At 46.3% G+C, this 25,374-nt stretch carries 21 protein-coding genes; 17 read left to right on the forward strand and 4 right to left on the reverse strand.

From position 1 onward, the window contains the following. The first annotated feature begins 148 nt into the window (after window positions 1-148). Window positions 149-352: a hypothetical protein gene (locus B0H50_RS09750; protein ID WP_109587633.1), complete on the forward strand. Its 204-nt coding sequence runs from the start codon at window positions 149-151 to the stop codon at window positions 350-352. A 41-nt stretch (window positions 353-393) separates the two neighbouring features. Here the strand turns inward: B0H50_RS09750 and alaS are convergent, their stop codons facing one another. After that, complete coding sequence (alaS, locus tag B0H50_RS09755; protein WP_233244716.1) at window positions 394-3,036, reverse strand: alanine--tRNA ligase; 2,643 nt, start codon at window positions 3,034-3,036, stop codon at window positions 394-396. A 193-nt stretch (window positions 3,037-3,229) separates the two neighbouring features. On the opposite strand from alaS, the gene der reads away from it, so the two are divergent. The 5 genes from der (at window position 3,230) to B0H50_RS09780 (ending at window position 7,731) form a co-directional block, all read left to right on the forward strand. Further along, entirely contained in the window at window positions 3,230-4,663 is a 1,434-nt protein-coding gene (gene der, locus B0H50_RS09760) for a ribosome biogenesis GTPase Der (RefSeq protein ID WP_106199380.1), read from the forward strand. Then, window positions 4,578-5,240, forward strand: coding sequence for a glycerol-3-phosphate 1-O-acyltransferase PlsY (gene plsY / locus B0H50_RS09765; RefSeq protein ID WP_106199382.1), 663 nt, complete (start codon window positions 4,578-4,580; stop codon window positions 5,238-5,240). The genes der and plsY overlap by 86 nt, the downstream gene beginning before the upstream one ends. Before the next feature lie 30 nt (window positions 5,241-5,270). Beyond that, complete coding sequence (locus B0H50_RS09770) at window positions 5,271-6,278, forward strand: NAD(P)H-dependent glycerol-3-phosphate dehydrogenase (protein WP_106199385.1); 1,008 nt, start codon at window positions 5,271-5,273, stop codon at window positions 6,276-6,278. A gap of 38 nt (window positions 6,279-6,316) precedes the next feature. Beyond that, entirely contained in the window at window positions 6,317-6,673 is a 357-nt protein-coding gene (locus tag B0H50_RS09775) for a hypothetical protein (protein WP_106199387.1), read from the forward strand. 302 nt (window positions 6,674-6,975) lie between these two features. Next, complete coding sequence (locus B0H50_RS09780) at window positions 6,976-7,731, forward strand: transporter (RefSeq protein WP_106199389.1); 756 nt, start codon at window positions 6,976-6,978, stop codon at window positions 7,729-7,731. Window positions 7,732-7,817: 86 nt separating this feature from the next. On the opposite strand, the gene priA is transcribed toward B0H50_RS09780, so the two are convergent. Next, on the reverse strand, window positions 7,818-9,836 hold the full coding sequence (gene priA, locus B0H50_RS09785) for a replication restart helicase PriA (protein WP_106199392.1): 2,019 nt from the start codon (window positions 9,834-9,836) through the stop codon (window positions 7,818-7,820). Window positions 9,837-9,959: 123 nt separating this feature from the next. Here priA and B0H50_RS09790 point away from each other — a divergent pair, with 123 nt between their 5' ends. Continuing rightward, window positions 9,960-12,845 carry a DUF349 domain-containing protein gene (locus tag B0H50_RS09790; protein WP_109587634.1) on the forward strand — a complete coding sequence of 962 codons (2,886 nt, stop codon included), beginning with the start codon at window positions 9,960-9,962 and terminating at the stop codon, window positions 12,843-12,845. Window position 12,846: 1 nt separating this feature from the next. After that, on the forward strand, window positions 12,847-13,818 hold the full coding sequence (locus B0H50_RS09795; RefSeq protein WP_106199469.1) for an L-threonylcarbamoyladenylate synthase: 972 nt from the start codon (window positions 12,847-12,849) through the stop codon (window positions 13,816-13,818). On the opposite strand, the gene B0H50_RS09800 is transcribed toward B0H50_RS09795, so the two are convergent. Together B0H50_RS09800 and B0H50_RS09805 are read right to left on the reverse strand one after the other, a co-directional pair. Continuing rightward, window positions 13,778-14,509, reverse strand: a complete 732-nt coding sequence (locus tag B0H50_RS09800; protein WP_233244718.1) for a M15 family metallopeptidase — start codon at window positions 14,507-14,509, stop codon at window positions 13,778-13,780. The two genes, B0H50_RS09795 and B0H50_RS09800, sit on opposite strands and share 41 nt — an antisense overlap. After that, entirely contained in the window at window positions 14,499-16,856 is a 2,358-nt protein-coding gene (locus tag B0H50_RS09805) for a peptidase associated/transthyretin-like domain-containing protein (RefSeq protein WP_106199401.1), read from the reverse strand. Before B0H50_RS09805 ends, B0H50_RS09800 begins: the two co-directional genes overlap by 11 nt. 39 nt (window positions 16,857-16,895) lie before the next feature. Between B0H50_RS09805 and B0H50_RS09810 the strand changes: the two genes are divergently transcribed. The 9 genes from B0H50_RS09810 to B0H50_RS09850 all read left to right on the forward strand — a co-directional run bounded on the left by B0H50_RS09810 (window position 16,896) and on the right by B0H50_RS09850 (window position 25,346). After that, window positions 16,896-17,654, forward strand: coding sequence for a nitrilase-related carbon-nitrogen hydrolase (locus B0H50_RS09810; protein ID WP_106199403.1), 759 nt, complete (start codon window positions 16,896-16,898; stop codon window positions 17,652-17,654). Between the two features lie 2 nt (window positions 17,655-17,656). Next, complete coding sequence (locus tag B0H50_RS09815) at window positions 17,657-18,010, forward strand: hypothetical protein (protein WP_106199406.1); 354 nt, start codon at window positions 17,657-17,659, stop codon at window positions 18,008-18,010. Between the two features lie 111 nt (window positions 18,011-18,121). Further along, window positions 18,122-18,946, forward strand: a complete 825-nt coding sequence (cysE, locus tag B0H50_RS13810; RefSeq protein ID WP_109587636.1) for a serine O-acetyltransferase — start codon at window positions 18,122-18,124, stop codon at window positions 18,944-18,946. Then, on the forward strand, window positions 18,943-19,575 hold the full coding sequence (gene nth, locus B0H50_RS09825) for an endonuclease III (RefSeq protein WP_106199411.1): 633 nt from the start codon (window positions 18,943-18,945) through the stop codon (window positions 19,573-19,575). The genes cysE and nth overlap by 4 nt, the downstream gene beginning before the upstream one ends. A gap of 17 nt (window positions 19,576-19,592) precedes the next feature. Next, on the forward strand, window positions 19,593-20,240 hold the full coding sequence (locus B0H50_RS09830; protein WP_106199414.1) for a hypothetical protein: 648 nt from the start codon (window positions 19,593-19,595) through the stop codon (window positions 20,238-20,240). Beyond that, window positions 20,237-21,769 carry a hypothetical protein gene (locus B0H50_RS09835; protein ID WP_109587637.1) on the forward strand — a complete coding sequence of 511 codons (1,533 nt, stop codon included), beginning with the start codon at window positions 20,237-20,239 and terminating at the stop codon, window positions 21,767-21,769. Before B0H50_RS09830 ends, B0H50_RS09835 begins: the two co-directional genes overlap by 4 nt. Further along, window positions 21,766-23,121 carry a hypothetical protein gene (locus B0H50_RS09840; RefSeq protein WP_106199420.1) on the forward strand — a complete coding sequence of 452 codons (1,356 nt, stop codon included), beginning with the start codon at window positions 21,766-21,768 and terminating at the stop codon, window positions 23,119-23,121. The genes B0H50_RS09835 and B0H50_RS09840 overlap by 4 nt, the downstream gene beginning before the upstream one ends. Further along, the gene (locus B0H50_RS09845) at window positions 23,118-23,744 is read left to right on the forward strand and encodes a hypothetical protein (protein ID WP_106199423.1); all 627 of its coding nucleotides are present in this window, start codon (window positions 23,118-23,120) and stop codon (window positions 23,742-23,744) included. Before B0H50_RS09840 ends, B0H50_RS09845 begins: the two co-directional genes overlap by 4 nt. Before the next feature lie 9 nt (window positions 23,745-23,753). Further along, window positions 23,754-25,346, forward strand: a complete 1,593-nt coding sequence (locus B0H50_RS09850) for a peptidase associated/transthyretin-like domain-containing protein (protein ID WP_109587638.1) — start codon at window positions 23,754-23,756, stop codon at window positions 25,344-25,346. Window positions 25,347-25,374: the final 28 nt, after the last annotated feature.

The following is a 25,374-nucleotide window of genomic DNA, read 5'->3' on the forward strand; positions in this document are numbered from 1 at the left end:
ATGCTCCGTCTTTGCCAAAAATTGGCTTTCCTGTTTTGAACTGAGATGCTGCTTTTTTGATCATCTCTTTATATTCTTCGTGTGTCATCATAGTTCCTCAATTTACATCATTTTTCAAATGATGCTTGATGGTGAATGACACAGTTTTATGGATAGAGTCGCTTGCGACAATGCTTATCGAGATTTAGTAAATCAGATCAATGCAAAAATTATGCTCGAAGGCACTGCGGCGTATGAAAATTTCGTCAATTTCGCGAACACACATATTATGCAATATAAAATGAATGTTCTTACCAAAAGAAAAACAAAAACAGCCGCAGTGAATGAGGTCATTGATTCTTTAGAAATGTAAAATCAAAAAACGCTCGGCAAAGCCGAGCGTTTTTGTTTTTCTTATCCGAGCTTTTCTCGAATCCAATTGTTTGCATTCGAAATGGCTGCCGAGATTTTTTCGGGTTCGCGCGTTCCTGCTTGAGCGCGGTCTGGGCGGCCACCGCCTTTACCGTTACAAACTTTCGCAAGGTCACGCACCATATCGCCCGCTTTAATGCCTTTGGCTTGAGCGTTTTTCCCGACCATGACGACGATGCTTCCGTTGCCGTTTCCTTTATTCGCAATGACTGCGACAGAATCGACATCGAGTTTGTTTTGAACGCCGTCCATCAAAGTCTTGAATTTTGCGTCTTCGATAGACATTTCACGCACATAAAGATTGACGCCAAGAACATTGACGGCACCTTGTAACAAATCGGCTGCGGCAAGAGTCGCTAGTTCTAATTGAACAGATTGCAAACTCTTTTCCAAATTTTGCGTTTTCGCAAAAGTCTGTTGCAAGCGATTCAAAACTTCAGCGTCTTTGCAGCGGAGCTGTTCGCGAATTGCGCTCAAAATCTGGGTACCCGCACGAAGGAGCGTAAGCGCACCGCGGCCAGTCACCGCTTCGATACGGCGAACTCCCGACGAAACGCTCGATTCCGAAATGATTTTCACCATGCCGATGTTGCCTGTATTTTTCACATGCAAGCCACCGCAAAGTTCTTTCGAAAATTCGGCGCCCGATTCGCCCATTTTCACCACGCGGACTTTTTCGCCATACTTTTCGCCGAACAATGCCATAGCACCCGAAGCCTTCGCTTCATCGACGTCCATGACATCGGTATTCACCGGCAAGCAAGCCATGACTTTTTCGTTCACAATGTCTTCGACTTTTTGAATTTCCTCTTCGGTCATCGCATTAAAGTGGCTAAAGTCAAAACGCAAAAGTTCGTTCGAAACAAAGCTTCCTTGCTGTTGCACGTGAGTGCCTAAAACGCTGCGCAAAGCGGCTTGAATCAAGTGAGTTGCCGAGTGATTTTTACGAATGTCTGCGCGGCGGGCGTCGTCGACGGTTGCACAAAATTCTCCCGACATCGTCTTTTCATTGGCGACGCCTTTCTTCACTTTACCGCGGCAAATCGCAGTATCGTTAACCTTAACAGTATCGAACACATCGATTTCTAAATCGCCAGAAACGAGTGTTCCCTTGTCGCCCACTTGTCCGCCCATTTCGGCGTAGAACGGAGACGTTTCAAGAACGATTGACAAAATGCCTTTGTCTTCGCGGAAACGCACGACTTTGGTTTCACATACCGAAATATCGTAGCCCACAAAATTGGTCGAAGCTTCGCTATACTGCGTCCAGCCTTCGGTGCCCATCGTGTTGATGCCTTGCTTCATGTTCGCGCGGGCGCGAGCCTTTTGTTCTTCCATGCATTTTTCGTAGCCTTCTTCATCGATAAGCAGGCCTTTTTCTTCGGCCAAAATGCCTGTCAAATCCGGCGGGAATCCATAAGTATCATAAAGCAAGAATACTTTATCGCCCGGAATTTTTTCGCCCTTTTTAAGATCCGAAGAAATTACCGCAAAGCGTTCGAGGCCAGCGTCGAGAGTGCGGATAAAGCTTTCTTCTTCGCTCTTAATCACAGAAGCGACAAAGTCTTTTCTTTCGCGGATTTCGGGGAAGGCATCGCCCATCGTATCGGCTAAAACTTGGACGAGCTTGCAAATGAAAGGTTTCTTTTGTCCGAGCAAACGGGCAAAGCGGCTCGCGCGGCGTAAAATACGGCGGAGCACATAACCGCGGCCTTCGTTCGACGGGAGCGCACCATCGGCAATCGCAAAAGAGAGTGCGCGCAAATGGTCTGCAATCACGCGGTGCGGTGTGCCATCTTCGTTATCTTTGTAAGGAACGCCAGAAAGTTCTGCGACTTTACTAATAATCGGGGTAAAGACATCGGTATCGTAGTTCGAAGTCTTGCCTTGTAAAATGGCGCAAATGCGTTCGAAGCCCATACCGGTGTCGACGTTTTTTGCCTTCAGCGGAACAAGTTCACCATTAGACAAACGTTCATATTGCATGAACACGTTGTTCCAAATTTCAATGTAGCGATCGTTTTCGCCGTTCACGCCCTTAATCGGGTCTTTGAAAGTTTCGGCTTGAGTCGCGAGGTCGCCGCGGTCGTAGTGAATTTCGGAGCAAGGGCCGCAAGGACCTGTGTCGCCCATTTCCCAGAAGTTGCTGTGGGCGTCAAAACGCATAATGCGATCGTCCGGAAGTCCCGAGACATCTTTCCAAATTTGCCACGCTTCGTCATCGTCTTTGTAAACGGTGGCAAATAAACGTTCTTTCGGGAGTTTCCAAACTTCGGTCAAAAGTTCCCAAGCCCAAGCAATCGCTTCTTTTTTATAGTAATCGCCAAAGCTCCAGTTACCGAGCATTTCAAAAAATGTGTGGTGATAATTATCGCGGCCGACAACGTCTAAGTCGTTATGCTTGCCCGAGACGCGGAGGCACTTTTGGCTATTGCATACGCGCTTCCAACCTTTGGGATTATCGCCCAAAAAGATTGCCTTGAACTGGTTCATGCCCGCGTTTGTAAACATGAGCGTCGGGTCATCATGAGGAACCACTGGCGAAGAGCGCACAAATAAGTGGCCTTTGGATTCAAAGAACTTAATGAAAGATTCGCGCACTTGCGCAGAAGTCATCGTAGGCATAATTTATCCCTTTTGTTTTTTCGGGCGTAAAAATAGAAAAAGGAAATTCAGAGAAAAGGGTTCAAAAAAAACTAGCGGAATTTTATGCGGAGAAAAGAGAATGTAAATAGTGTTCATTTGAGCCCAAAAAGCGCAGCGCAAATTCTTACTATTTTCAATAACCTTTTTCGCTCAATTTACTAAATTTTTCCCCGTGGCTAAATTACCAGTTGTTTGTATAGTCGGACGCCCCAACGTGGGAAAGTCCTCTCTGTTTAATCGCATTCTCGGACGGCGTGCTGCTGTGGTTTCGGACCGCGAAGGCGTCACCCGCGATAGGCATTACCAAACCGCATCCTATCACGGACGCGAATTTACCGTCGTCGATACCGGCGGATTTTTGCCCGATGATACGGTCGACGTGCTTGCAGCGAATGTCCGCGATCAAATTTTCGCAGCGATTCAAGAAGCGGATTTGATTCTTTTCATGGTCGATTCTCGCGTGGGCATTACAAAGCTCGACGATCAATTTGCGAAGATGATTCGCAAACTCGATAAGCAAGTACTTCTCGTCGCAAATAAAAGTGAATTACCCGAAGACCGTAGTGAAAGTTGGGAATTTTTTTCTCTCGGAATGGGACAGCCTCGCACGATTAGCGCGCTCACTGGCTACGCTTGTCTTTCGCTTTTAGACGAAGTCATTTCGCTTCTCCCGAATAAAGGAGTTTCTAGCAAAGAAGAAGAAAAGCGTCCGATTCGATTCGCCATTCTCGGGCGACCGAATGCGGGCAAATCAACGCTGCTCAATCGTCTTCTCGGCGAAGAACGCGTTGTCGTCTCGGATATTCCGGGAACCACTCGCGATTCCATCGATTGCACGTTTACCGCCGACGGTGAAAAGTTTGTCGTAACCGATACCGCCGGTCTCCGCAAAAAAGCAAAAGTCGACGATGAAGTGGAAATTTTCAGCAATATGCGTTCGCAAGAAAGCATTCGCCGTTCAGATCTTTCGCTTCTCGTCATCGATGCAACTCTCGGCATTTCGGAACAAGATTTCCGCATTATTCAAGACATTCGTCAAGCGGGAAAAGGTCTGATTATCATTTTAAATAAGTGGGACATTCTCCCGAACAAGACCGAAAAATCGTTTGATCATATCGTCAAAGAAATGCGCGAACGCGAACCGCAGTTCGAATACATTCCGACTCTTTCCATTAGCGCCAAAGAAGGTCAGCGCGTCCATCGCATTTTACAAGAAATCCGTTCGGTTTACGCGAACTGTCGCCGCGTCATCGGGCGCGATCGCGTCGCCGAAGTTTTCGCCGATGCAATTGCCAAAAATCCGCATCCCGCACACGCTGGCCGCTTAGTCAAACTCACCCGCGCCTGCCAAATTATGGTGGAACCTCCCGTCATCGATATCGAAACGCGGAATCCCGAAGGCGTCGACGAATCGTATAAGCGTTACCTTCTCAAAACATTCTTTGAAGCGTTCCACTTGAACGGCGCACCGCTCCGTTTGAATTTTGACCGCAAACTCATCTTAAGAAAGGACGAAGACCTTGAACAGTTTACTCTCGCTTCCGATAGCGTATCTACTCGGGTCCATACCGACCGCAATTTGGGTCGCCAAAATCGTAAACGGTAAAGATTACGATATCCGCAATTACGGTTCTAAAAATTCCGGATTAACGAATACATTCCGCGTGCTCGGTGTAAAGCCCGCACTTCCCGTTGTCTTCGTCGATTTGCTCAAAGGATTTTTTGCACCGACGATTGCGATTTGGTTAAATGAAGCGTCCAAAGCTTCGGGCGGTCCGGATTATTTTTGGCTCCCGCTCGTCTGCGGACTTCTCGCGATTCTCGGTCATAGCTTTACTTGCTTTGCAGGATTCCGCGGCGGAAAAGGAGTGCTCACCGCTTTCGGCGTTTTCTTAGCGCTTGCGCCGGTGACGGCACTTCTTTCTTTTGCGGTTTGGGTGACGCTCACCGTCGTCACGAAATACGTTTCCGTCGGAAGTATTTCTGCTTGCGTTGCTCTCGCTGGGCTTTCGCTTTTCGGTTATCTTGCTCCGGATATTTATCCGCACGATCAAATTAACGAAGGCATTTTAGCAATCGCTTGGATCGTCGCCATCTTCGTCATCATCAAACACCGCGGAAACATTAAGCGTTTGATGAATGGAACCGAAAATGGATTTGGCAAAAAACGAAAAAAAGCATAGTTTATTAAAGGATTAACAAAAAGGTTAAAAATGAACGTTACAATTATCGGCACTGGTGGCTGGGGACTTACTCTCGGTCAAGTATTAAATGACAATGGTCATCATGTTTCTTTTTGGACTTTTTCGCAAAAAGAAGTGGATTTACTTTCGACGGAACATCAATATAAAGACAAACTTCCCGGAGTCATTTTCCCGGAATCGTTTACTTATACAACCGATATGAAGAAATCCCTCGAAGGCGCCGAAATGGTGCTCTTCGTCGTGCCGTCTCAGGTAATGGGAAATGTTTCCCGCGAATTTGCCAAATGCAAACCCGAAGGAAAAATTCCTCTGGTCGTCTGCGCAACGAAAGGAATTCTCGAAGGAACCGATCAGCGGATGAGCGAAGTCATCTTGGAAAATGTGCCTTGGCTCGATAGCGATCACATGGTAACTCTCAGCGGTCCGACTCATGCCGAAGAAGTTTCTCGCCGCGTTTATACGACAATCGTCGCCGCTTGTCCGAATGAACATTCCGCAAAAGAAGTGCAGAAAATTATGAGCAATAATTATCTGCGCGTTTACACTTCGACCGATCAAATCGGCGTAGAACTTTGCGGAGCAATTAAAAACGTCATCGCTATCGCAAGCGGTGTGCTTTACGGAATCGGTGCGGGCGACAATACGCGCGCAGCGCTCATTACCCGCGGACAAGCAGAAATTTGCCGCTTAGGACGCGCTCTCGGAGCCAATCCGCGGACATTTGCCGGCCTCGCTGGCATGGGCGACTTAATCGTCACTTGCCTTTCGCAACATAGCCGCAACCGTTACGTGGGCGAATGCATCGGTAAAGGCGAAGCTTTGGATCAAATCATGAGCCACATGAAAATGATCGCCGAAGGCGTGCCGACTTGCAAAAGTGCGAAAGCTCTCGCCGAAGAAGTCCACGTGGAACTTCCGATTGTGAACGCCGTTTACGAAGTTCTTTTCAACAATAAAAAGCCCGCGGACATTATTGAAATGTTAATGACCCGCGATTTGCGCTCGGAAGAAGAATAATTTTTACGAGCAAAACGAGGCAATGTGTGCGAGGTAAAATGAAGCAATTTTCCCTTTTCATCACAGGCCTCGTTTTTCTTTTTTCCGCCCTTTTATTCTCGGGCTGTGTGATGGTACAAAGCGATCCTCCCGGAGAAATTTATTCGGAAAGGCAATGCTATTACACTCCCGAAGGCGTTTACCACTGCAAAATGTGCTACGGCACCGCTTGCGCACGCGATCGTTACGCAGACCGCGTTTGCTATCTCGATGCAGATTCTCTCGTCATCTGCGAAATTTATCCGCAGTCCGTCGAATGGCACATGTATGTCAACACTTATCCGTATCCACCTCCTCCGCCGCCACCGCACAGGCGTCCGCCTCCAAGGCACTTCCGCGGAAGAGATTTCCGATAAAAAGCGAGAAATTGTATGAGCTGGGAATGTCATTTTTTAGATGGAACTCATTGCAATCGGCGCAACAAAGAATGCGATCCGGGTGACCGTGGCTGCGTCCTCGAAGGCAAATTTTATTTTCCCTTTGACGAGCGCAAAAATCAATTGCGCAAGCCAAAAAATGAAAAAGAAAAATAGCCGTTGCGCTGTAAATTCTTGCTTCCTTTGTTTGTAATATTCCTCACACCGAAAAAATCTCCCTTAACAAAATCCAACTCGATTACTATCTTTACGCAGTTCAATTTTGAACATAGGAGACAGAGATGTTTAAGAAAATTGCAATGGCTGTGGCTTTAGTTGCCGCTTCGAGTTTTGCAACTTGGGATTATTACGCAATCCCAGAAGCCGGAAAGGGAACCGTCAAGGGTCAGTTTAAATATGATACCGATGATCCGTGGTCCGGTTGGGGCATCAATGTGAGCGGTCGCTACATTGTGATGCCGAACTTGGAATTGTCTTTACAATCCTTCGGCTACGCTTCTTGGGAAATCGATGATACCGATGCAGACGGTAGCGGTCTCACCGACTTCATCTTCGGCGCTCGTTATGCCGTAATGCCGATTGTCAATGTGTTCTTGGATTTGCACATTCCGTTTGGCGATGAAGATGAAGGTGACTACGTCGGAAACGATGAATGGGGATTTGACATCGGTGGTCAATTTACTCAAGAAATCATCCCGAACTTAGCTCTCGGTACCGAAGCCGGTATTTATTGGGGCTTTGAACACAAAGACATTGATCCGGGTCTTCGTTTGAATCTCGCAGCAGAACTCGGCTACACGATTCAAGAAGTCGGTTTGACCCCGTTTGCAGGCTTTGAATTCAAGTATCGCTTGACCGAAACGGAAAGGGATGGTCATGGTCAAAACGATGACGGTGACGATCAATTCAATATGTGGATTGGCGTAGCTTATGCTATCAACCAACAGATGACTGTTGATGGCAAAATCAAGATGCGCTCGGGCGACATTGATGGCGATGCCACTCACTTTGATGTGAACTTCAGCTACAATTTCTAAGCGATTTTCATTTTGCAAAAAAGAGTCTCGGAAACGAGGCTCTTTTTTTATGAACAATTGATAAGTTCGTGCGTTTCAGCGCCGTCCTAATTCAAGTTGCATCTTATTTCCAAATCACTCGGCAATTCTTTTAATGCATTGCGAATTTCGGCAGCGGAATTTGCTTTGAGCAGTAAATTCATCCAAAAAATTTTTCCAACTTGCGGGATGTAAGCGTCCACGGGACCTAAAACTTCGACAGTTGGATTTTTTGTCGCTAAATCATTAGCAAAAATTTCGGCATGTTGATGTAAAAATTCGGCGTCGCGATGTCCGATGCGAATTTCGGCAACTTTTGCGTAAGGCGGATAATGCGCTTCAAATCGGGCAGCGAGTTCTCTTTCGGCAAATCCCAAATAATCGTGCGCCGTCGCAAATTGAATAATCGGATCGTCCGGATTATTCGTTTGCAAAATGACGCGGCCATTTCCGTTTGCGCGCCCCGCGCGCCCCGACGTTTGACTTAAAAGTTCGAAGAGACGTTCTCCCGCCCGAAAGTCGGGCACGCCCGCGCCGATTTCGGCGCCCACGACGCCAACGAGTTGGACGCCGGGGAAATCGTGGCCTTTGGCCACGATTTGCGTGCCGAGCAGCACCGAAAATTTCCGTTCTCGAAAATCCGAAAGAATCTGTTCTGCAGCTCCGACATTTGCCGTTGTATCGCGATCCATTCGAACCACTTTTGCCTGCGGAATCCATTCCGCAATTTCTTCTTCTAATTTTTCAATCGCTCCGCCCGCGAGTTCAAATTCCGAAGAACCGCATTCGGGGCATTTGGCGTAAAGCGGGAAAAGGCGTCCGCAGTAATGGCAAAGAAGTCCGCTGTGCTGCCGATGATAAACGAGCGGCACTTTGCAAACGGGACAATTAAATGTGTTTCCACATTCCACGCAAATCCGCGATTTCGAATAGCCGCGGCGATTCATTAAAATGATCGCTTGATTTCCTTCGTCCACTGTTTTCGAAATCGCTTCACGCAATTCTGTCGAAAGCAAAAGCGATGAATCTTGCGTGCGCATTTTTTTCTTCATATCGACAATCGTAACCTGCGGCATTTCGACTTCGGTCGCACGATGCGTGAGAACGATATATTTTAACTTGCCCGATTTCGCAGCGGAAAATGTTTCAAGCGAAGGCGTTGCGCTGCCGAGAAGAACGAGCGCGCCCCATTTTTTCGCTTCGTAAAGCGCTAATGTCCGCGCGTGATAATTCGGCGTCGAATCTTCTTGCTTATAAGATGAATCGTGCTCTTCATCGAGAATCACCAAATCAAAATGAAACGGCGAAAGAATTGCGCTCCGCGTCCCGATGACAATGTGCGCTTTTCCCGAAAGAATTTTTAACCAAGCGCTGCGTTTTTTCGGAGCCGAAAGCGCAGAATGTATCACGGGAACTGAGAAACCTAAAAATTCCGAAAAGCGAGAAGCCGTCTGCGGCGCAAGTCCGATTTCGGGAACGAGGATGAGAACATTTTTCCCCGCTGCCAATGCGCTCGAAGCGAGCTCCATATAAACCCGCGTTTTTCCGCTGCCCGTGACTCCGTGAAGCAAAGCTCCGCGGAAACCGTTTTGCTGAAAAAGCAACTCTTTCAATTCTTCTAACGCTGCATTTTGTTCTACCGTTAACGGCGGATTTTCTTTCTGCGGTTTTGCGCTGACAATTTCTTCTTTTTCGACAATGAGCGCATCCAAATATTTTTCAAAATCTTTGGGCAAAAATGCATTTAACGATTGCATCGGCGTCGCCAAATAATACTTCGACGTCCATTCGAGTTTTTGCATAAAGCGTTCGTCAAAAACATAACCCGATGCATGCGGAAACGCTTGCTTGATTTTTTCGAATGCGGGCACTTCTTCGCTGACTTTTGAAACGACAGCGATTTCGGGTTTACGATGTCCTAACTGCACCCAGACAACGCTTCCCCGTTGAATATTAAAGTCCGCAGGAATCGCATAAGTAAAAAGCATCGGAGCAAGCGGCACATAAACTTCGCAAAAGCGAGAAAACGCTTTACAAGAAAGCGGCTTAGAAATTTCTTCGGGAGGAAGTGTTCGGGGAATTCGCATCGTCAAGAAATTAGAAATAAGCGGCTTTTTTCAGTTTCCATTTCCTTTTTTCGGCGCATTTATTTAGATTAAATGCAGCTAGCTCAACCGCGTTTTTAACGCATTGATTTTGGAGAACTTTCTATGGGATTTTTTAATTTCTTTAAGCCCGAATGGCAACATTCCAATGTAAACGTCCGCAAAGAAGCTGTGATGAAACTTCGACCGAGTGCGGATCAAGGGCCTATCGAAACCGTTGCAATGAACGAAACCGATTCAGAAATTCGAGGCATTGCGATTCGAAAATTAAACAGTCTTGAAATTCTAAAGAAAGTCGTCGCCTCCGAAACCGATCCGTCAAACAAACGCGATGCAGAAAACCGCCTTCTTGAACGCGCTGCAGAACATTTGAAAAATTTCCGCGAAGCCGCGACCCAGTTAGAATTAGACGCCGTTGCCAAAGTGGCAAATTCTCGTTTTGCCGACGACTTGCTCAAGTCGATGCCCAATTCGGAATTGCGTTTAGCGCTCACCCAAGCGACGACGCGTCAAAGCGCCTTGGAATATGTCGCGCTCAAAGATCCGAAGACCGATGTCGCGATGGCAGCACTCGATAGCATTGAACGCATCAACATGCTGCAAAATATTTTCCAAAATTCTCGCCACACTTCTGTCCGTCAAAAAGCGGGAGAACTTCTCCGCAAAAGACAAAACGACGGCAAAAAGAAAGAAGCCGAAAAAGACGAAACGATTTTGCTTTTCCAGAAACGCGATGCGATTATTCAGCAAGCGCAACGCCTCGCCGATTCCAAAGATTACATGACGAATCAAGCGGAATTTGAAAAGCTTTTGCAAATTGCCAAAGACTTGGGAATGGGTCCTGCCGAAGCCGACTTGAACCGCGTTATCGAAAGCTATCAAGCTCGCCGCGCCGCAGAACAAGCCCGCTTGGATAAAATTCGAAAAGAACAAGAAGAAAAAAGCGAAAAGCAGAAATCTCTCGAAGCGACGATTGCAGAAATCGATAAATTGCTCGAGACGAATGCCCGCGAAAACAAAGAAAAAATCGAAGAACTCATCGCGAAGTTCAAAGAATTAAATGGCGACGCAGACAATGCGATTAGCGGACTTTTCAAAATGTCCGTCGCCCGCTTCAATCGTTTGACCGAACAAGAAGCCGAAAAAGTGGAATTGCGCGCAAACCGCGAAGAAATTTTGGCGCAGTTAAAACTTCTCGCCGAATCGGATGACATTTCAAAATCGGCAGAGCACAAAGTCAAAGCGCTCGCCCGCGCGTGGGAAGAATTGCCGCTAATGGAAGGCGAAGATCCCGATTTGCAGACTTACAATTCTCTCCGTAGCAAACTTTCTGAAAAGTTCAATGCCAAGCGCGAAGCCGACGAAAAAATCTTCAACGAAAATGCGACGAAACTCCGCGCAATTATTGAAGACGTCAAAAAAATTGACGAAAACGGAGACTTCAAAGAAATTTCAGCAACTCTCCGCGATTCGTATAAACGTTGGAAAGAAATTGTCGGCGACGATAAATTCCGCTACAAAGAAATTTGGCAAGAATATCAAGCCGCAACATCGCGATTCAAAGAAATGCAAGAATGGGAAGTCTGGCACAACGAACACGACCGCGAAGCTCTTCTCGAAGAAATTTCCGCTTTGGCTCAAGAAGAACCGAGCAAAGAAATGCTTCTCAAATTGCGGAATTTTGCAAATCAATGGAAATCCATCGGGCTCGTTTCCCCTGCTCACGTCAACGATTTCCGCGAACGCTTCCGCACGCTTTTCGAAGCGATTATGACAAAGTGCGCTCCGATTATTCAAGAACAAGAAGAAGAAAAAAAGAAAAATCTCGTTCTCAAAGAAGAACTTTGCGCACAAGTAGAAGCGCTCTCGAACGAAAGCGAAGTCAACTGGCGCGATAAATACAAGACGATGCAAGAACTGCAAGAAAAGTGGAAAGCCATCGGCATGATTCCGAAAGAAAGCGTGCAACCGATGTGGGAACGTTTCCGCGCCGCAGAAAATGCCTTCTTTGCAAAGCACAAAGAATTTGTGAAGCAAGAAGATGTCGTCCGCGAAGAAAATTATCAAAAGAAAGTCGCACTTTGCGAAAAGGCCGAAGCGCTTTCCGCTTCGTCGGATTGGAATGCCGCCTCCAAAGAATTCCGCACCTTGCAAGAAGAATGGAAAACTTCGGGTTCTGTTCCGCGCAACAAGTCCGAAGAAATTTGGAATCGTTTCCGCAAAGCGTGTGATGATTTCTTCACCCGCAAACGTTTGCATTTCGAAGAAATGGATGCAGAAAAAGTCAAGAACCTCGAAGCAAAAGAAGCGATTTGCACAAAGCTCGAAGCACTTGATTTAACCGCGACTCCGGAAACTTTAAAAGCATTCGAAGACGCTGCGGAAGAATGGAAAAATATCGGCATGGTTCCCAAAGACAAAGCCGACGAAATTCGCAACCGCTACAACGCAATTTTGAATCGCTTTGCTGAAAAGCGCGCCGAATCGGATCCCGAATACAAAAAGGCAGCAGAAGAAGCCCGCGTGAAAAAAGAAGCGATGATCGTTACGATTACCGAACTCGTAGAATCGGCTGGTTCGAATCAAAGCGCTGACACGGTGAAAACTCTGCAAAATGATTGGAGCGCTCTCCCCCGCTGCGGTTCTACTGAACAAGAATTGTATCAAAAATTCCGCACCGCTTGCGACGATTTCTTTACCCGTCGCCGCGACCAGTTGGATATTCAAGAACAAGCCCGCGAAAACAATCTGCAGAATAAACTTCGTTTATGCGAAGAAGCAGAACGTTTAGTCGAAAATCTTTCGGACGAAAATCGCCGCGAATCGCAAAATGTGGTGAAGCAACTTCGCCGTCATTGGCGCGAAATCGGAGCTGTTCCTCGCAAAGATTCCGACAAAATTTGGAAACGTTTCAACACAGCGTGCGATGCCGTCTTCGGCAATGTCCGAAACGAAAAGCCCGCCGAAGAATCCGCTCAACCGGAAGCGTAAAATGTTTCCTCCATGGACTTCTCCCGAAGCCGCCGCAGAAATTTTACAACGTGGCGGTATCGTTGCCATTCCCACGGAAACCGTTTACGGTCTCGCGGGGAACGCTTATGATCCAACGGCTCTCGCCAAAATTTTCGAAGCAAAAAAACGGCCGCATTTTGATCCGCTCATCGTGCACATCGCTGCGATGGACGAATTAAAAAATGTCGCCGCCGAAGTGCCCGAAGTCGCAAGGAAACTCGCCGAAGCTTATTGGCCAGGCCCGATGACTCTCGTTCTCCCGAAAACAGAACGCATTCCGGATTTAGCAACAAGCGGACTTTCGACCGTTGCCGTGCGCTTTCCGAATCATCCGATAGCCCAAAAAATTATCCGCTTAGCGGGAATTCCTTTGGCAGCGCCGAGCGCAAACTTGTTCCAACATGTAAGCCCGACAACGGCGCAGCATGTCGCTGAACAGTTGGGAAATATCATCGACGGCATCGTGGACGGTGGAAATTGCGGAGTCGGCGTAGAAAGCACAATCATCGCTTTCCCCGATGGAAAACCGACGATTTTACGCCCTGGTGGAATTACTCCCGAAATGGTCAAAGCCATCGCCGGAAGCGTCGAAATTCACGAATCCAAATCAAATCCGAAAGGCCCGATGCTCGCCCCCGGAATGATCGATCGCCATTACCGCCCGCAAGTTCCGCTTTTTTACGGACCAGTTCCCGAAAACGCAAAACTTCCCGCAGGAACGGTGCGCATCGCTTTTGGAAATACCGCATCGGCAATTCCTGCGACTCTCAATCTTTCGCCCTCGGGAAATTTGCAAGAAGCAACCGCTAATTTGTACGCCTTTATGCGTCAATTAGACAAGCCCGAAAATCAGTTGATTTTAGTGGATCCCATCCCGAACGAAGGTCTTGGAATCGCTTGCAACGATCGTCTTAGAAGGGCGGCAATTCGCCAGTTGCCCGAATCGTTTTAGACGAAATCGCATTAAAATGCCACCATTCTGAAGGAAGCGGGATAAAACCCGCTTTTTTCATCACTTGCCGTAAAATTTTTCGATTTTCAATTTGTTCTGTGGTGAGGGTTCCCGCTTGAAGCGCTTCCGCTTCACCCTTTTCGCCCGCTCGATTTTCAAAGGAATCAAAATCCGTTCCCATATCCAACGGAACGCCCGCCGAATCGGCGATTGTCAAATCCAACGCATAACCAAAATTGTGCACGCTCCCGCGCTTGGGATTCGAAACGAAATCCGAAAACGGCGTTCCCGCAACGGTTTCCCGCAATTTCGCTTGCGCATAAACCGGCCGCGACGCATCAAATATAACGAAAGAAAATCCAGGATGTTCTTTTTGCAAAAGTCGAATCGCTTGGCGAAATTTTTTCGCCGCCATCGTTTTTAAGTAAGCGCGTTTTGCGCCGCAATACAAATCGTGTCCGGTGACATTTTCAAATGTCGCATAGCGCAAATCCAATTTCACAAAAGGAAAATGCGAAATTTCTTGGTAAGAAGAATCGCTGCGCACAAAATTTTCCCATTGAGAATAAGCTTTGCAAAAACGTAACGGCTTTGCAGGATGACGCGGTTCAAAAATTTCTTCGGCAAAAGAAAAATTTGCGCACAAAGTAATCAGCAATAAAACGGCAAACGCAAACCGCTTAAATCGCAAAATTTGCCTCAACACCGAATTGCAGATAAAGTCCCATGCCCTTCGCCATAAACGGCACCATTTCGTAGCCATTGGCAGAACGCCCGTCGGCATCGCGAGAAACTTGAGAACGTTCACGCGGATTATCCGAGCCTAAGAATTTTAACGATTCGGAATCGAGAGCCGAGAAGACATTGTCCGCTTCGACATAGAAACGCACTTTGCGGAAGAAGAAAACGTGTCCCGGCAAATCCAAATTCACGCGAACATCGGTGCGGAAAAGATCGGTAAATTCATTGTAATCGCGGATTTGTCTTGTGCCCGGCGTTTGCGTCGCCGAGTTCGATGGCTTAATCTTGTAATAATACATCGGACGATGCCAGCCCGCATGATGCGTTAAAATTACCGAGATGAGAGAATCTTTGCGCGGATAATAGCGGACGGAAGTCGCCATATCGAGCCGCGAATTTGCTTCCCACGGAAGAGAACGTCCATCGTCTAAAGAATATTCGCCGTAAACCGTCGTCGCATTGATGCCGAGAGCAAAGTGATGCAACGTCCGCGCTTCTAACTTTGCCGCAGCACCAAAGACCCACGCATAATCCGCGTCCGAAAGTTCACGGTAATGCGCATACGCTAACGGCACCGGAAGTTCTGGATTCAAATAGTAACGTCCGAATCCGTGAGCGCTAATGCTTACGCGTTTCATCGCAAAGCCTGCGCCCAATTTTCCCGAAGCTCCTGTAATCACATCGCTAACGAGTTCACCGTCATCCCATTTTTCATGCCAGTCGCCGCGCCACGCTGCATTTCCAAAAATGCGGAAGCCTTCTCCCAAAGCAAGTCCCGGAGTTCCCGCTGAAAGATTGCGATCGAAGTCAAGAGAAACCATCGGAGAACCGTGACCGTCAAAATCGGCGAGTGCGCCAAAAGCAAAAATCGTTTTCTGCGCATTCGTCGTCCACGTCATCCGACTCGTTCCCGAAATCACATTAGCATTCACTTCTGTTTTTTGCGATTCCGAAAAATCCGGCCATTTCCGTGTAACGATGTGATGTTCATAAAGAAGAGCGCCCGAAAGATTTGCTCCAAAAAGATGACCCGGGAACGGTTTATCCATGCCCAAAGTAAATGTCGTTTTGTCTTGTTCGTAGCCATCGATGAAAGTCGCATTTTCAGGAAGCGCATCTTTGCGGTAACCCGTCGTATCGCGGAGAGTATCCGAAGCTTCTTCGCGGACAATACCAGCGTGGAAGCTCGTTCCAAAACGCGACTGATATTCTAAACCGATGACGCCATAAGTTCTTTGGCCGCGGATAATGTCAACGCTATTCGATGTTTCTAAAGTGGTCGTCGTATCTTGACGCACAACGTATTCATCGCGGCTATAAATACCGTTTACCATCCAGCGATTATCAAGAGAATCGTGTCCCGCTAATTGCGCAAAAATATCGTAAGAAGTTAAATCAAACGAATCCGCATCTTCCGTAGAACAATCGTCGCAATTCGCATCGCGTTTACGGAATTCGGTGAAGAATTTTTCGCCCATATTTTTGAGCATTTCGCCATCGAGCCAGCGGAAGCTGAAACGGAAAGAATCCCAGAAAAGGAATGGCCCGCCGACGGTTACTTCGCGCATCGTCGTTCCCGCCGAAATGCCGATTTCAAAATCATCGCCCGAAAGAGTTTCTGGAATGTAATCCACAGAAGTCGCAAGACCTTGACCCACAGGACCTTCGCCGTAGTTATCGTAAATGTCGATGGATTTTAACAAATGCGGATTGATCACCGAAAGGTTTCCGGGGAATCCGATGTCCAAGTGACGCATATTCGGAATGCGCAAGCGTCCTAAATGATAACCGACTTCGTCTGCACGCGATCCATCGTAATATAAATCGCTCGAAAAATCTTTCTGCCCCGAGACGCCTTCAAAGGAACCCAAAAGTTCTGCCACATCAAAGCGCATCCCCGAAACATCTTCTAACTGTTCCACGGTAATGTGCGAAGGTTCCGGCCATTCCGCTTTGGATCCGCCACCGATCACGGTGCTTTCGCCCAAGTTCCGCACATTCGGATGCAAGACAACGACGATGTCAAATAAATCGGCAAAATCTTCTAACGAAACATGCAGCGTATCAAATCCGTCTTTGGCAAAGATGAGTTTTGCACTGCGGGAATCTGCCGTGAGTTCAAAACGTCCGTTTCCATCGGTTTCGCCGAGAGAACGTCCCGATTCATAAAGAATTGTCACCGAAGACAGCGGATGATCCGTTTCGGTTTCAACAACGGTTCCAATAATTGTCGTCGGCGCAGCAAAAGCGATGACCGGCAAAAGGAAAGCGAGAAATGCAAAAATTCGTTTTAACATATTGAGTTTTCAAAATATATAATTTCTACTTTGGAGAAAATGGCAAACGCATATTTGATACAGATGCAACCCGCCAAAACGGGAAAAGCGGACTCGTTTACTCACGCCCGCGAATTGATTCTTCGGGCAAATCCTGCGCCCGAGAGTCTTCTCATTTTCCCCGAAATGTTTGCTACCGGATTTACGACGCACCCGACGCTTTCCGATTCCGAAAAAATTTCTGCGGACGCGCCCACTTTCTGCTTTTTGCAAAACCTTGCTAGCGAAACAAAATGCCATGTTCTCGGTGGCGGCATTGAAAATTTTTCATCGGGAAATTTTCGCTTTCGCAACTGGACTATCGCCTTTGACAAAAACGGTTCGCCGTTAACCATTTATCGAAAAAGACATCCCTTTGCAAGCGAAGCCGAAGAATTTTCTGCGGGGACAGAAATTGTCAATTTTAATTGGCAAAATTTTTCTGTTTTTCCATTTATCTGTTTTGATTTACGCTTCCCCGAAGATTTTCGTCGAGCGCGAAAAATGGGAGCCGATTTAATCACCGTCCAAGCGGAATGGCCGCGCTCTCGCGATTTGCATTTTAAAACTCTTTTACGCGCCCGCGCTATCGAAAATCAATGTTATGTTCTTGGCTGCGGACGTGCGGGCGAAGGCTTCGCAAATAGTGCTGCTTACGATCCGAACGGCGAAGAAATTTTCAAAGCCGATGCGAGCGAATCCGTTTTTTGCGTTTCGCTTTTCCTTGAAAAAGTCAAAGAAGCGCGACGAAATTTTCCACTTCCCCTTCCCCAATTTTAATGATGGATTTAATTCTTCAAATTCCTGCGCAACCGGCGACGTGTTATATTCCGCGGCAGATGATGCTTGTCGGTTTGGATTTTCAAAATTCCGTAATTGCCGAAGCCAAAGACGGAAAAATTCCCGCCGAAATTCGATTCACCGAAAACGATCCTTTTCCGTGGGGCGATTTTCTGCAAAAGTTAGCCGTTGCGTGGAATCTTTCGCGTAACGATGCGATTCCCAAAATTTTTCAGTTGAAGAAACCGCTTCCGCACGAAGTCGTAGAACTGATTCCGCAAGTGCCCGCAGAAAGTGCGCGCAGACTTCTCGAAGAACTCGGAAAAGCAGGATATTTTTCGGCATTTCATCGCTAAAAATTTTTCTTCCTCAATTATCACTCTAATTAAAAAAAGTTATTTATCCTCAATTCATTTTCCTTTTCTGCATTTTCTAAATTAGAGAAAGCATTCAACTGAGGAATTTTCATGGCGAAAGATACGACTAAAGAAATTTTTTCTAACCTGGTTAAAGAAGCGCTCGCCCTTTCTAATTCCGAGCCACTTCTCAAATCCATTTTAGACGAGCTCATCGTTTTTCGTCAGTCTTTTGCCGAAGTTCTCGCCGTTTCTCTTTCCCGAAAACTCGCGAGTTCTTTTCTCAGCCGTTCGCAATTAGAATTGCTTTTTACAGTCGCTTACCGCGACAATCCGACAATCGTCGAAGATTCTGCAGCGGATTTACTTGCGACGATGGAACGCGATCCCGCTTGCCGTTCTTCTCTTGAACCGCTTTTATTTTTCAAAGGTTTTCAAGCGCTCCAAGCTTATCGCATCGCTCATGTCTTTTGGAAAAGCAATCGCATTTTCCTCGCCGAAATGCTCCAGAGTTTAATCAGCCAAAAATTTTCTGTCGATATTCATCCTGCGGCAAAAATCGGACACGGAATTCTTCTCGATCATGCGACGAATTTAGTCGTCGGTGAAACGGCACGCATCGGCAATAACGTTTCCATTTTGCACGGCGTCACTCTCGGCGGAACCGGAAACGAAGTCGGCGATCGCCATCCGAAAATTAGCGACGGTGTAATGATCGGCGCTCACGCACAACTTCTCGGCAATATCAAAATAGGAAAAGGCGCAAAGATTGGAGCGGGCGCAGTCGTCTTAGAAGATGTGCCTCCGCACGTTACCGTCGCCGGCGTCCCCGCAGTCAAAGTGGGTCATCCCGACACAGCGCTTCCTAGTTTGGAAATGCAACAAGACTTTACCCGCGATGTGGACAGTCGTCCCATTTCAAAATCTTCGAAATGAACAAAAAAGAACGCGCAGAATTTATCGGCAAAACCTTAGACGAATTCTATCCGAATCCGCCGATTCCGTTGCAATTTTCGAACACATTTACTTTTTTAGTCGCCGTCGTTTTGAGCGCCCAATGCACCGATAAAAAAGTCAATTCGGTAACGCCTGCGCTTTTTGCTCTCGCCGACTCTCCCGAAAAAATGGCGAAAATTTCTCAAGAAAAAATTTTGGAAATCATCCGCCCGTGTGGACTTGCTCCGATGAAAAGTGCGCACATCGCAGAACTTTCTAAAATTCTTCTCCGCGATTTTCACGGCGAAGTTCCGCATACATTTGAAGAACTCGAAAGTCTTCCCGGTGTCGGCCATAAAACAGCGAGCGTTCTCATGAGTCAAGCGTTTGGAATGCCCGCGTTTCCTGTGGACACGCACATTCACCGCTTAGCGATGCGTTGGGGACTTTCGAATGGGAAATCGGTTACGCAAACCGAAGCGGATTTGAAAAAACTTTTTCCCGAAGAAGAATGGAATCGTCGCCATTTGCAATTCATCTATTTCGGGCGTGAGCACTGCCCAGCGCGTCATCACGATGCGCAAAAATGCCCGATTTGTCACGTCGTCGGCTGCCGCGAAAAGAATTGATTGTTTATTTTAGGGGTATGCAAATTTTTCAGCGGATTCTTTTTATCGTGAGCTGCATGCTTCTCTTCGCATGCTTAGAAACTCCCGATTCTCCCGCAAAAATCGGAAATCTATTTCGCCTTTCCGTTTGCCTTGAAAAAGATTCTTCGTGCACAATTCCTTTACAAGTTTCGCCCGGCGATTCTTTTACTGTATACGCGAAAACTTCGCCCGCAGAATTTGAAAATTTGCTGCAATTTTCGTGGATAAAAAATGAAAAAGTTTTACATCGCGGAAAATTTTTTGCAACCGATACATCGCAAGTTCCCGATTCGTTAATCGCCATCGATGACGAAGGAAATCGTCTCTCTTTTTCTTTAGATTTTACCTTGGATTCGCCGCCAAAACTTTCCCAAAAAATCATTCCCGAAAACGGGGATACTCTTGCCGGAAATTCTGCAACCGCATTTTTCTTTTCGTATTCCGCAACCGATGCCGATAAAAAAGATTCGCTTTTTTACACTCTCGAATGGGACTCTACATTTTTTTATGCGGGGAATTTGACGCAGATTTATCAATCGGGTTTTGCGCCGGGAAATCACACCTTCCGCGTTTATGTGCAAGACCGTTACGGCTTACGCGATTCTTCGGAAATCATTCACTTTTTTGTGGTGGAGGAATTGTGAAAGCAAAAATTTTTCTCTGCCTTTGGATGATTTTTTTCATCGCTTGTTCGGACGATAGCATTTCTTTTAACGCAAACGATGCCGAAGCGGTTTCTGTCAAAGCTTATTTTTCGCGCCTCGGTGATTCGACAAATACCCGCGTCAAAGCCGATACGATTTTACCGACGGATAGTATTCTTTTGATTGCGCTCATTGAGCCGTCGCGTTCCATCCGCATGGAAAATTTTTATTGGCAAATTGACAACGGGAAAAAATTTTCAGAATTTTCGCACCGCACTCTCGTTTCTCAATCGGGAATGCACGTCGCCAAATTCGTTTTACTCGATCGCTTTGCCGATACACTTTCGGACAGCGTGACATTTTGGACTGCGCCCATTCCCGTTCTCGATTTAGAAAATTTTATTCCGCGAAACGGCAGCGAAATTTCAGCAAACGCAAAAATTTCTTTTGCTTGGAATGCGCTTGAAACAAATCCATTTGCCGAAACGAATTATCATTTTTCATTGCGCTGCGGCAAAAAAATTCTCGCAGACACTATTCTCTCTTCGCCACAATTTTCGCCAAAATTTTCATTGCCTTCTTTAGAAAACTGCACTTGGGAAGTTTATGCGCAAGATGATTTTGCCCGCGTTTCTTTCGACACATTGCGAGCGAATTTCGTCACCGAAAGCGCCGATTCTTCTTCGCGCGGCGCAACCCTTTTCCGCATTCAATCCGCTCTTTCTCAAAATGAAAAATTCGAATTTCAACTGTGGAATTCCAAAAAAGAAATCATTTCTGCAGATTCTCTTTTGATCGATTGGGACAATTCTTTGCTCACGATGAAAAATCTTCCCGCAGGTAATTATCGCATCTTTTTCCGTCATGAAAAATTCCACGATTATCAAAGCGATACCATTTCTTTCGCCGTAAAAAGTCGTCAAATTTCTTCGTATGCAATTTCGATTCAAGATACGATAAAACCTTACATTCTCTGCAATGATTGTGAAAATAATACATTCCTTTTCCGCGACACTTTAAAATTTTCAATCATCGAAAACGGCCCCGCCATTTCACCGAAAAAAATCCGCGTTGTCATCGACGGCGAAGCTTATTCCGCTTGGGAAATTTTAAACGATACGCTTCAAATTTTTACCGCAGAAATTTCTCCCGCTCTCATTTCGCATCCGATTACCATTTCGGTAACCGATCAAGCGGGGAATTTTTCCAAAGAACAATTTTCTTTATCGCCGAAAAATTTATGCGTTCAAACTTTTTCGGATACGCTTGTAGAAAAAAATACCACATTAAAAATTCCCATTCAAAATGCTTGTCCGCATTTAACACCGAAGCGTTTCTTTTGGGATATTGATGGCGACGGTTCTTGGGACGGCGAAGCCGCTGCCGACGGAAAACAATCCGCCGAAAAAACTTTTTCTGGTTCCCTTTTTCAAAATCCCGAGATGACGATTCGCGTTTACATTCAATACGAAAGCGGTGCTCGTTTTGAGAATCATTTCACCCTTTATGTCAACGGAGTTTCTGGATGAAAAAAATTTTTCTGTTGACATTTTTTCTAATCTTCTTCGTGAATTGCGGAGACGATTCGCACGTACATTTTGACGATGTGCCAGCACTCAAATCGGGCATCACCTTTGTGCCTTTCACTTATTCCGGCACTTCATATGGTTCATTTTCTGGTTACCGCGAAATAGAAATTCTCCAAGGCGAATCGGGGCGTTTCAGCGCCAACATTCAAATCAACGGAAACCGCATCGCATACGATTACATTTCGGATTATGTGAAAAATTTCATTTGGAATTTTGGAAAAGAATCTGCGATTACATCAGCGATTGCCAAGACATTTCCTGACACCGGAATTTTTCCCATCATCTTAAAAACCGTTGACTATTTTGACGATACACTTCGCGACACTTTAACTTTATATGTCACAAATCCGCTTCATGTGACGCCGCAATTTCCAGCAAATGGTTACAATCAATTTGACGCACTCGATTCAAACGGAATCACTTTTGAAGTCAAAACCGAAGGCATTCATTCTTGGAAAAACGTCGAATGTCTGCTTTATTTTTCGATGGAAAAATCCCTCCTTTGGACATATCCTTACGACACCATTCCTTGCAACGGAAAATATCATTTTCCGGGTCCACTTTTTATCGGCGATCCTGCGTATCTTTCGGACACTTCTTTCGCCTTCTTCTGGGGAGTTGTCGCGCATGTTCCCGAAACAAATTACGCCTTTAACATCGACACTTCTCTTGTGCAAACTTTTTATACTGCGCTAACGCAAACCGAAACGGCAGAACTCATCATTCCGATTTGGTATCGGTCACTTTCTACGGGGCGTTCGCCTTCGGGAAAATTGATTTTGCAAAATGAAAACGGCGACACTTTGGCGATGCAGAAAATTTCCGAAAATCCGTCCACGCTGAGTTTTAAAAAATTAAAAGCGGGAAAAAATTTTCATCTGACGATTTCCGATTCTCTTTTAACAGAATATTCTTCATTCGAAACTCAATTTGATTTGCCCAAAGCGACGTATAATGTTCTCGATACAATTGTTTTGCGCGATACTGTTCCGCCGCAATTTTCTCCGAATAAGATGACCTTTGCTCAAGGCGATTCCATTCGATTTTCCCTTTTCGATGCAGGCTCGGGAATTGCAAATAATTCCGTTCGCATTCTCATCGATGGCGAAGCGATTGAACGCACGATTCGCCAAGATGAAGTTCGCTTCTTGCCTTCTTGCAAAAACCGCTGCATTTTATCGCTTTCGCTGCGCGATTATGCGGGAAATTTAAGTGCGCCGATTTTGTGGACTCTTCAAAATAAAAAAGATGCGTTAACTCTTGCGGGTCCTTTTAATCCGGAGGATTTATGAAACTTTGGATTCTTTTCTGTTTTATTTTCTGCTTGACCGCTAACATTTTCGCTGCGGATTCGACGAAAACTTTGCGCATTTCTACATGGCCTGCGGGCGCCGAAATTTATCTCGGAAATCGTCCCGAATCTTTTATTCAAAATGCCGAAATGCATTCGCCCGATTCCATTTCATTATCGCCAAATGATTCCACAGTCCGCGTTACTTTTTTTAAGCCCGGCTACGCCGACACAACCTTGGATATTCATCTCAAATCGCAGACAAAAAATTTTGTTTGGATTGAACTTCAAGAAGAATCCGATTTGGATAAATTAGAATGGCAAGAAGCGATTCTCAATAAACGCGAAAATCGTCGCACCGGAAAACTTCTTTTCTTCGCGGGCACAATTCCGCTTGCGCTTTCGGGAACTTTCTTCGGGCTCGCTGAATGGAAATTTCACCAAGCGGACGACACCCGCAAAAAAATAGACAACAGTCTTATCCGCGAAGGCAAACACTTTCAGCAGTTGCAAAAAGATTTTCACGACGATAAAAAAAGCGGCCGAAATTTTCGCACCGCTGCATTCGTTTCACTCGGCATTAGCGCCGCTCTTTTAGGCGCTGCCGCCGTCTTTTATTTTTAGAAGGTTGAGATGAAAAAAATTTTCCTTTTCTTTCTCAGTTTTTCATTATTCGTTTACGCCGAAACACGCCGCGGTTTTCCCGTTTCCGTCGAACTTATCTCGGGCGCAAAACAGAACGCCGAACTCGTCGGTGCTGCAGGCGATGCACTTTTCCTCGGCGGATTTGTCGCCGATACATTTACCGTCGTAAAAATTTTAAAATCCCGCGTTGCGAATTTGCGCGATTCTAGTGGCAATGCGATTGTACTTGCAGAAGTGGATTCTCTTTTTACAAAAAATGATTCTGCGCACACCGATTCAATTCTCAAAGAAAATGTTCCTAGCGATTCTCTTCCCGATTCTTCGGCAAATATTTCATCGATAGATTCTACCGCAAACGATTCCGCAACTGCGCCGCAAATTGAACAAATTAACCTTTCCAATAAAGCGCTCGTTTTCCCCGCATTACGTCGCCCGATTGATTCTGCGCTCGCCGAACGCATTCGCATTTTACAACTGCAAACTCTTCACGAAAAAGGACTTTCGCCCATCGCGGTTTCTACAAACGATTTTCCGCAATGCAAAAATTCGCCATGCATCGCTCAAGAAGCCGAAAGTCGTAATGCACATTCCGTTTGGACTTTAGAAATTCAACCGGCAAAACACCAAGATAGTTTGGATCTTTTCTTGCATCAATTTTTAATTCAGAACAAATCGCAAACGACGGCAAAGCTGACCCTTTCTGCAAAAAATGCGACCACCGAATTATTAAGCGCAGACCGTTTTGTGCATTGGATGGAAAAAGCTCTCGGCATTTATCAAGAACCTGTCCGCGAAAAATCGACGAAAAGTTTCATCTATGTTGAAACGGATCCCGAAGGCGCAAACCTTTCGCGCAAAGGCGAAGATGTCATTTGTCAAACGCCGTGTGCATTCGCCATCGAAGACACGGGGAAAGTAGAACTCGAAGCATTTTGGGATGTGGAAAATACTTTGTGGGCAAATAAAGCGACGATTCGCCCGATTCCCGGTGACACCGCAAAAATCAATTTGCGTCTAAAACGCGTCAAGCCCGAAGTTGAAATTCACAGCGTCCCCGCTGGCGCACAAATTTACGAAGCCGAAGAAATCACTCCGCACAGTCGTCCCATCGGAAAAACGCCGAAAATTCTCACCACACGCACTCCGGGTCCCGCCGAATTGCATCTATGGCGCGAAGGATTCCGCGATACCGTCATTCAATTCCGCGTCAGCGCAACGAGTAAAACCATCGTCGAAGTTCAACTGGACACTCTTCAATCCAAACAAGAATTGGAATCGCAAGCCGTCTTTCAGCAAATTCAAAAGCGCATTTTTTGGGGACATCTTTCTCTCGGCGTGTCAATTGCGCCCGCCGTCGCCGGTGGCATTCTCCTCTACATCGCCGAAAAAGACCGCGATAAAGCCCGCGACATTCGCGATGAACTCAAAATGCCAAGTTCTGGAGGCGGTGAACATTTCCAAAAATTAGTGGATAAAAATCATCGCTACGCCGACCGTTCTAAGACCGAACGCTATGTCGGCACCGGACTTTTGATCTTTGCCGGCGGACTTTTAGCAGCGGGAATTGTTCTCTCGTTCTAAAAAGCCAAACTCGCCCTCTTTTTCCCGT

It is taken from the genome of Hallerella porci, assembly GCF_003148885.1.
GTDB classification, from domain to species: domain Bacteria; phylum Fibrobacterota; class Fibrobacteria; order Fibrobacterales; family Fibrobacteraceae; genus Hallerella; species Hallerella porci.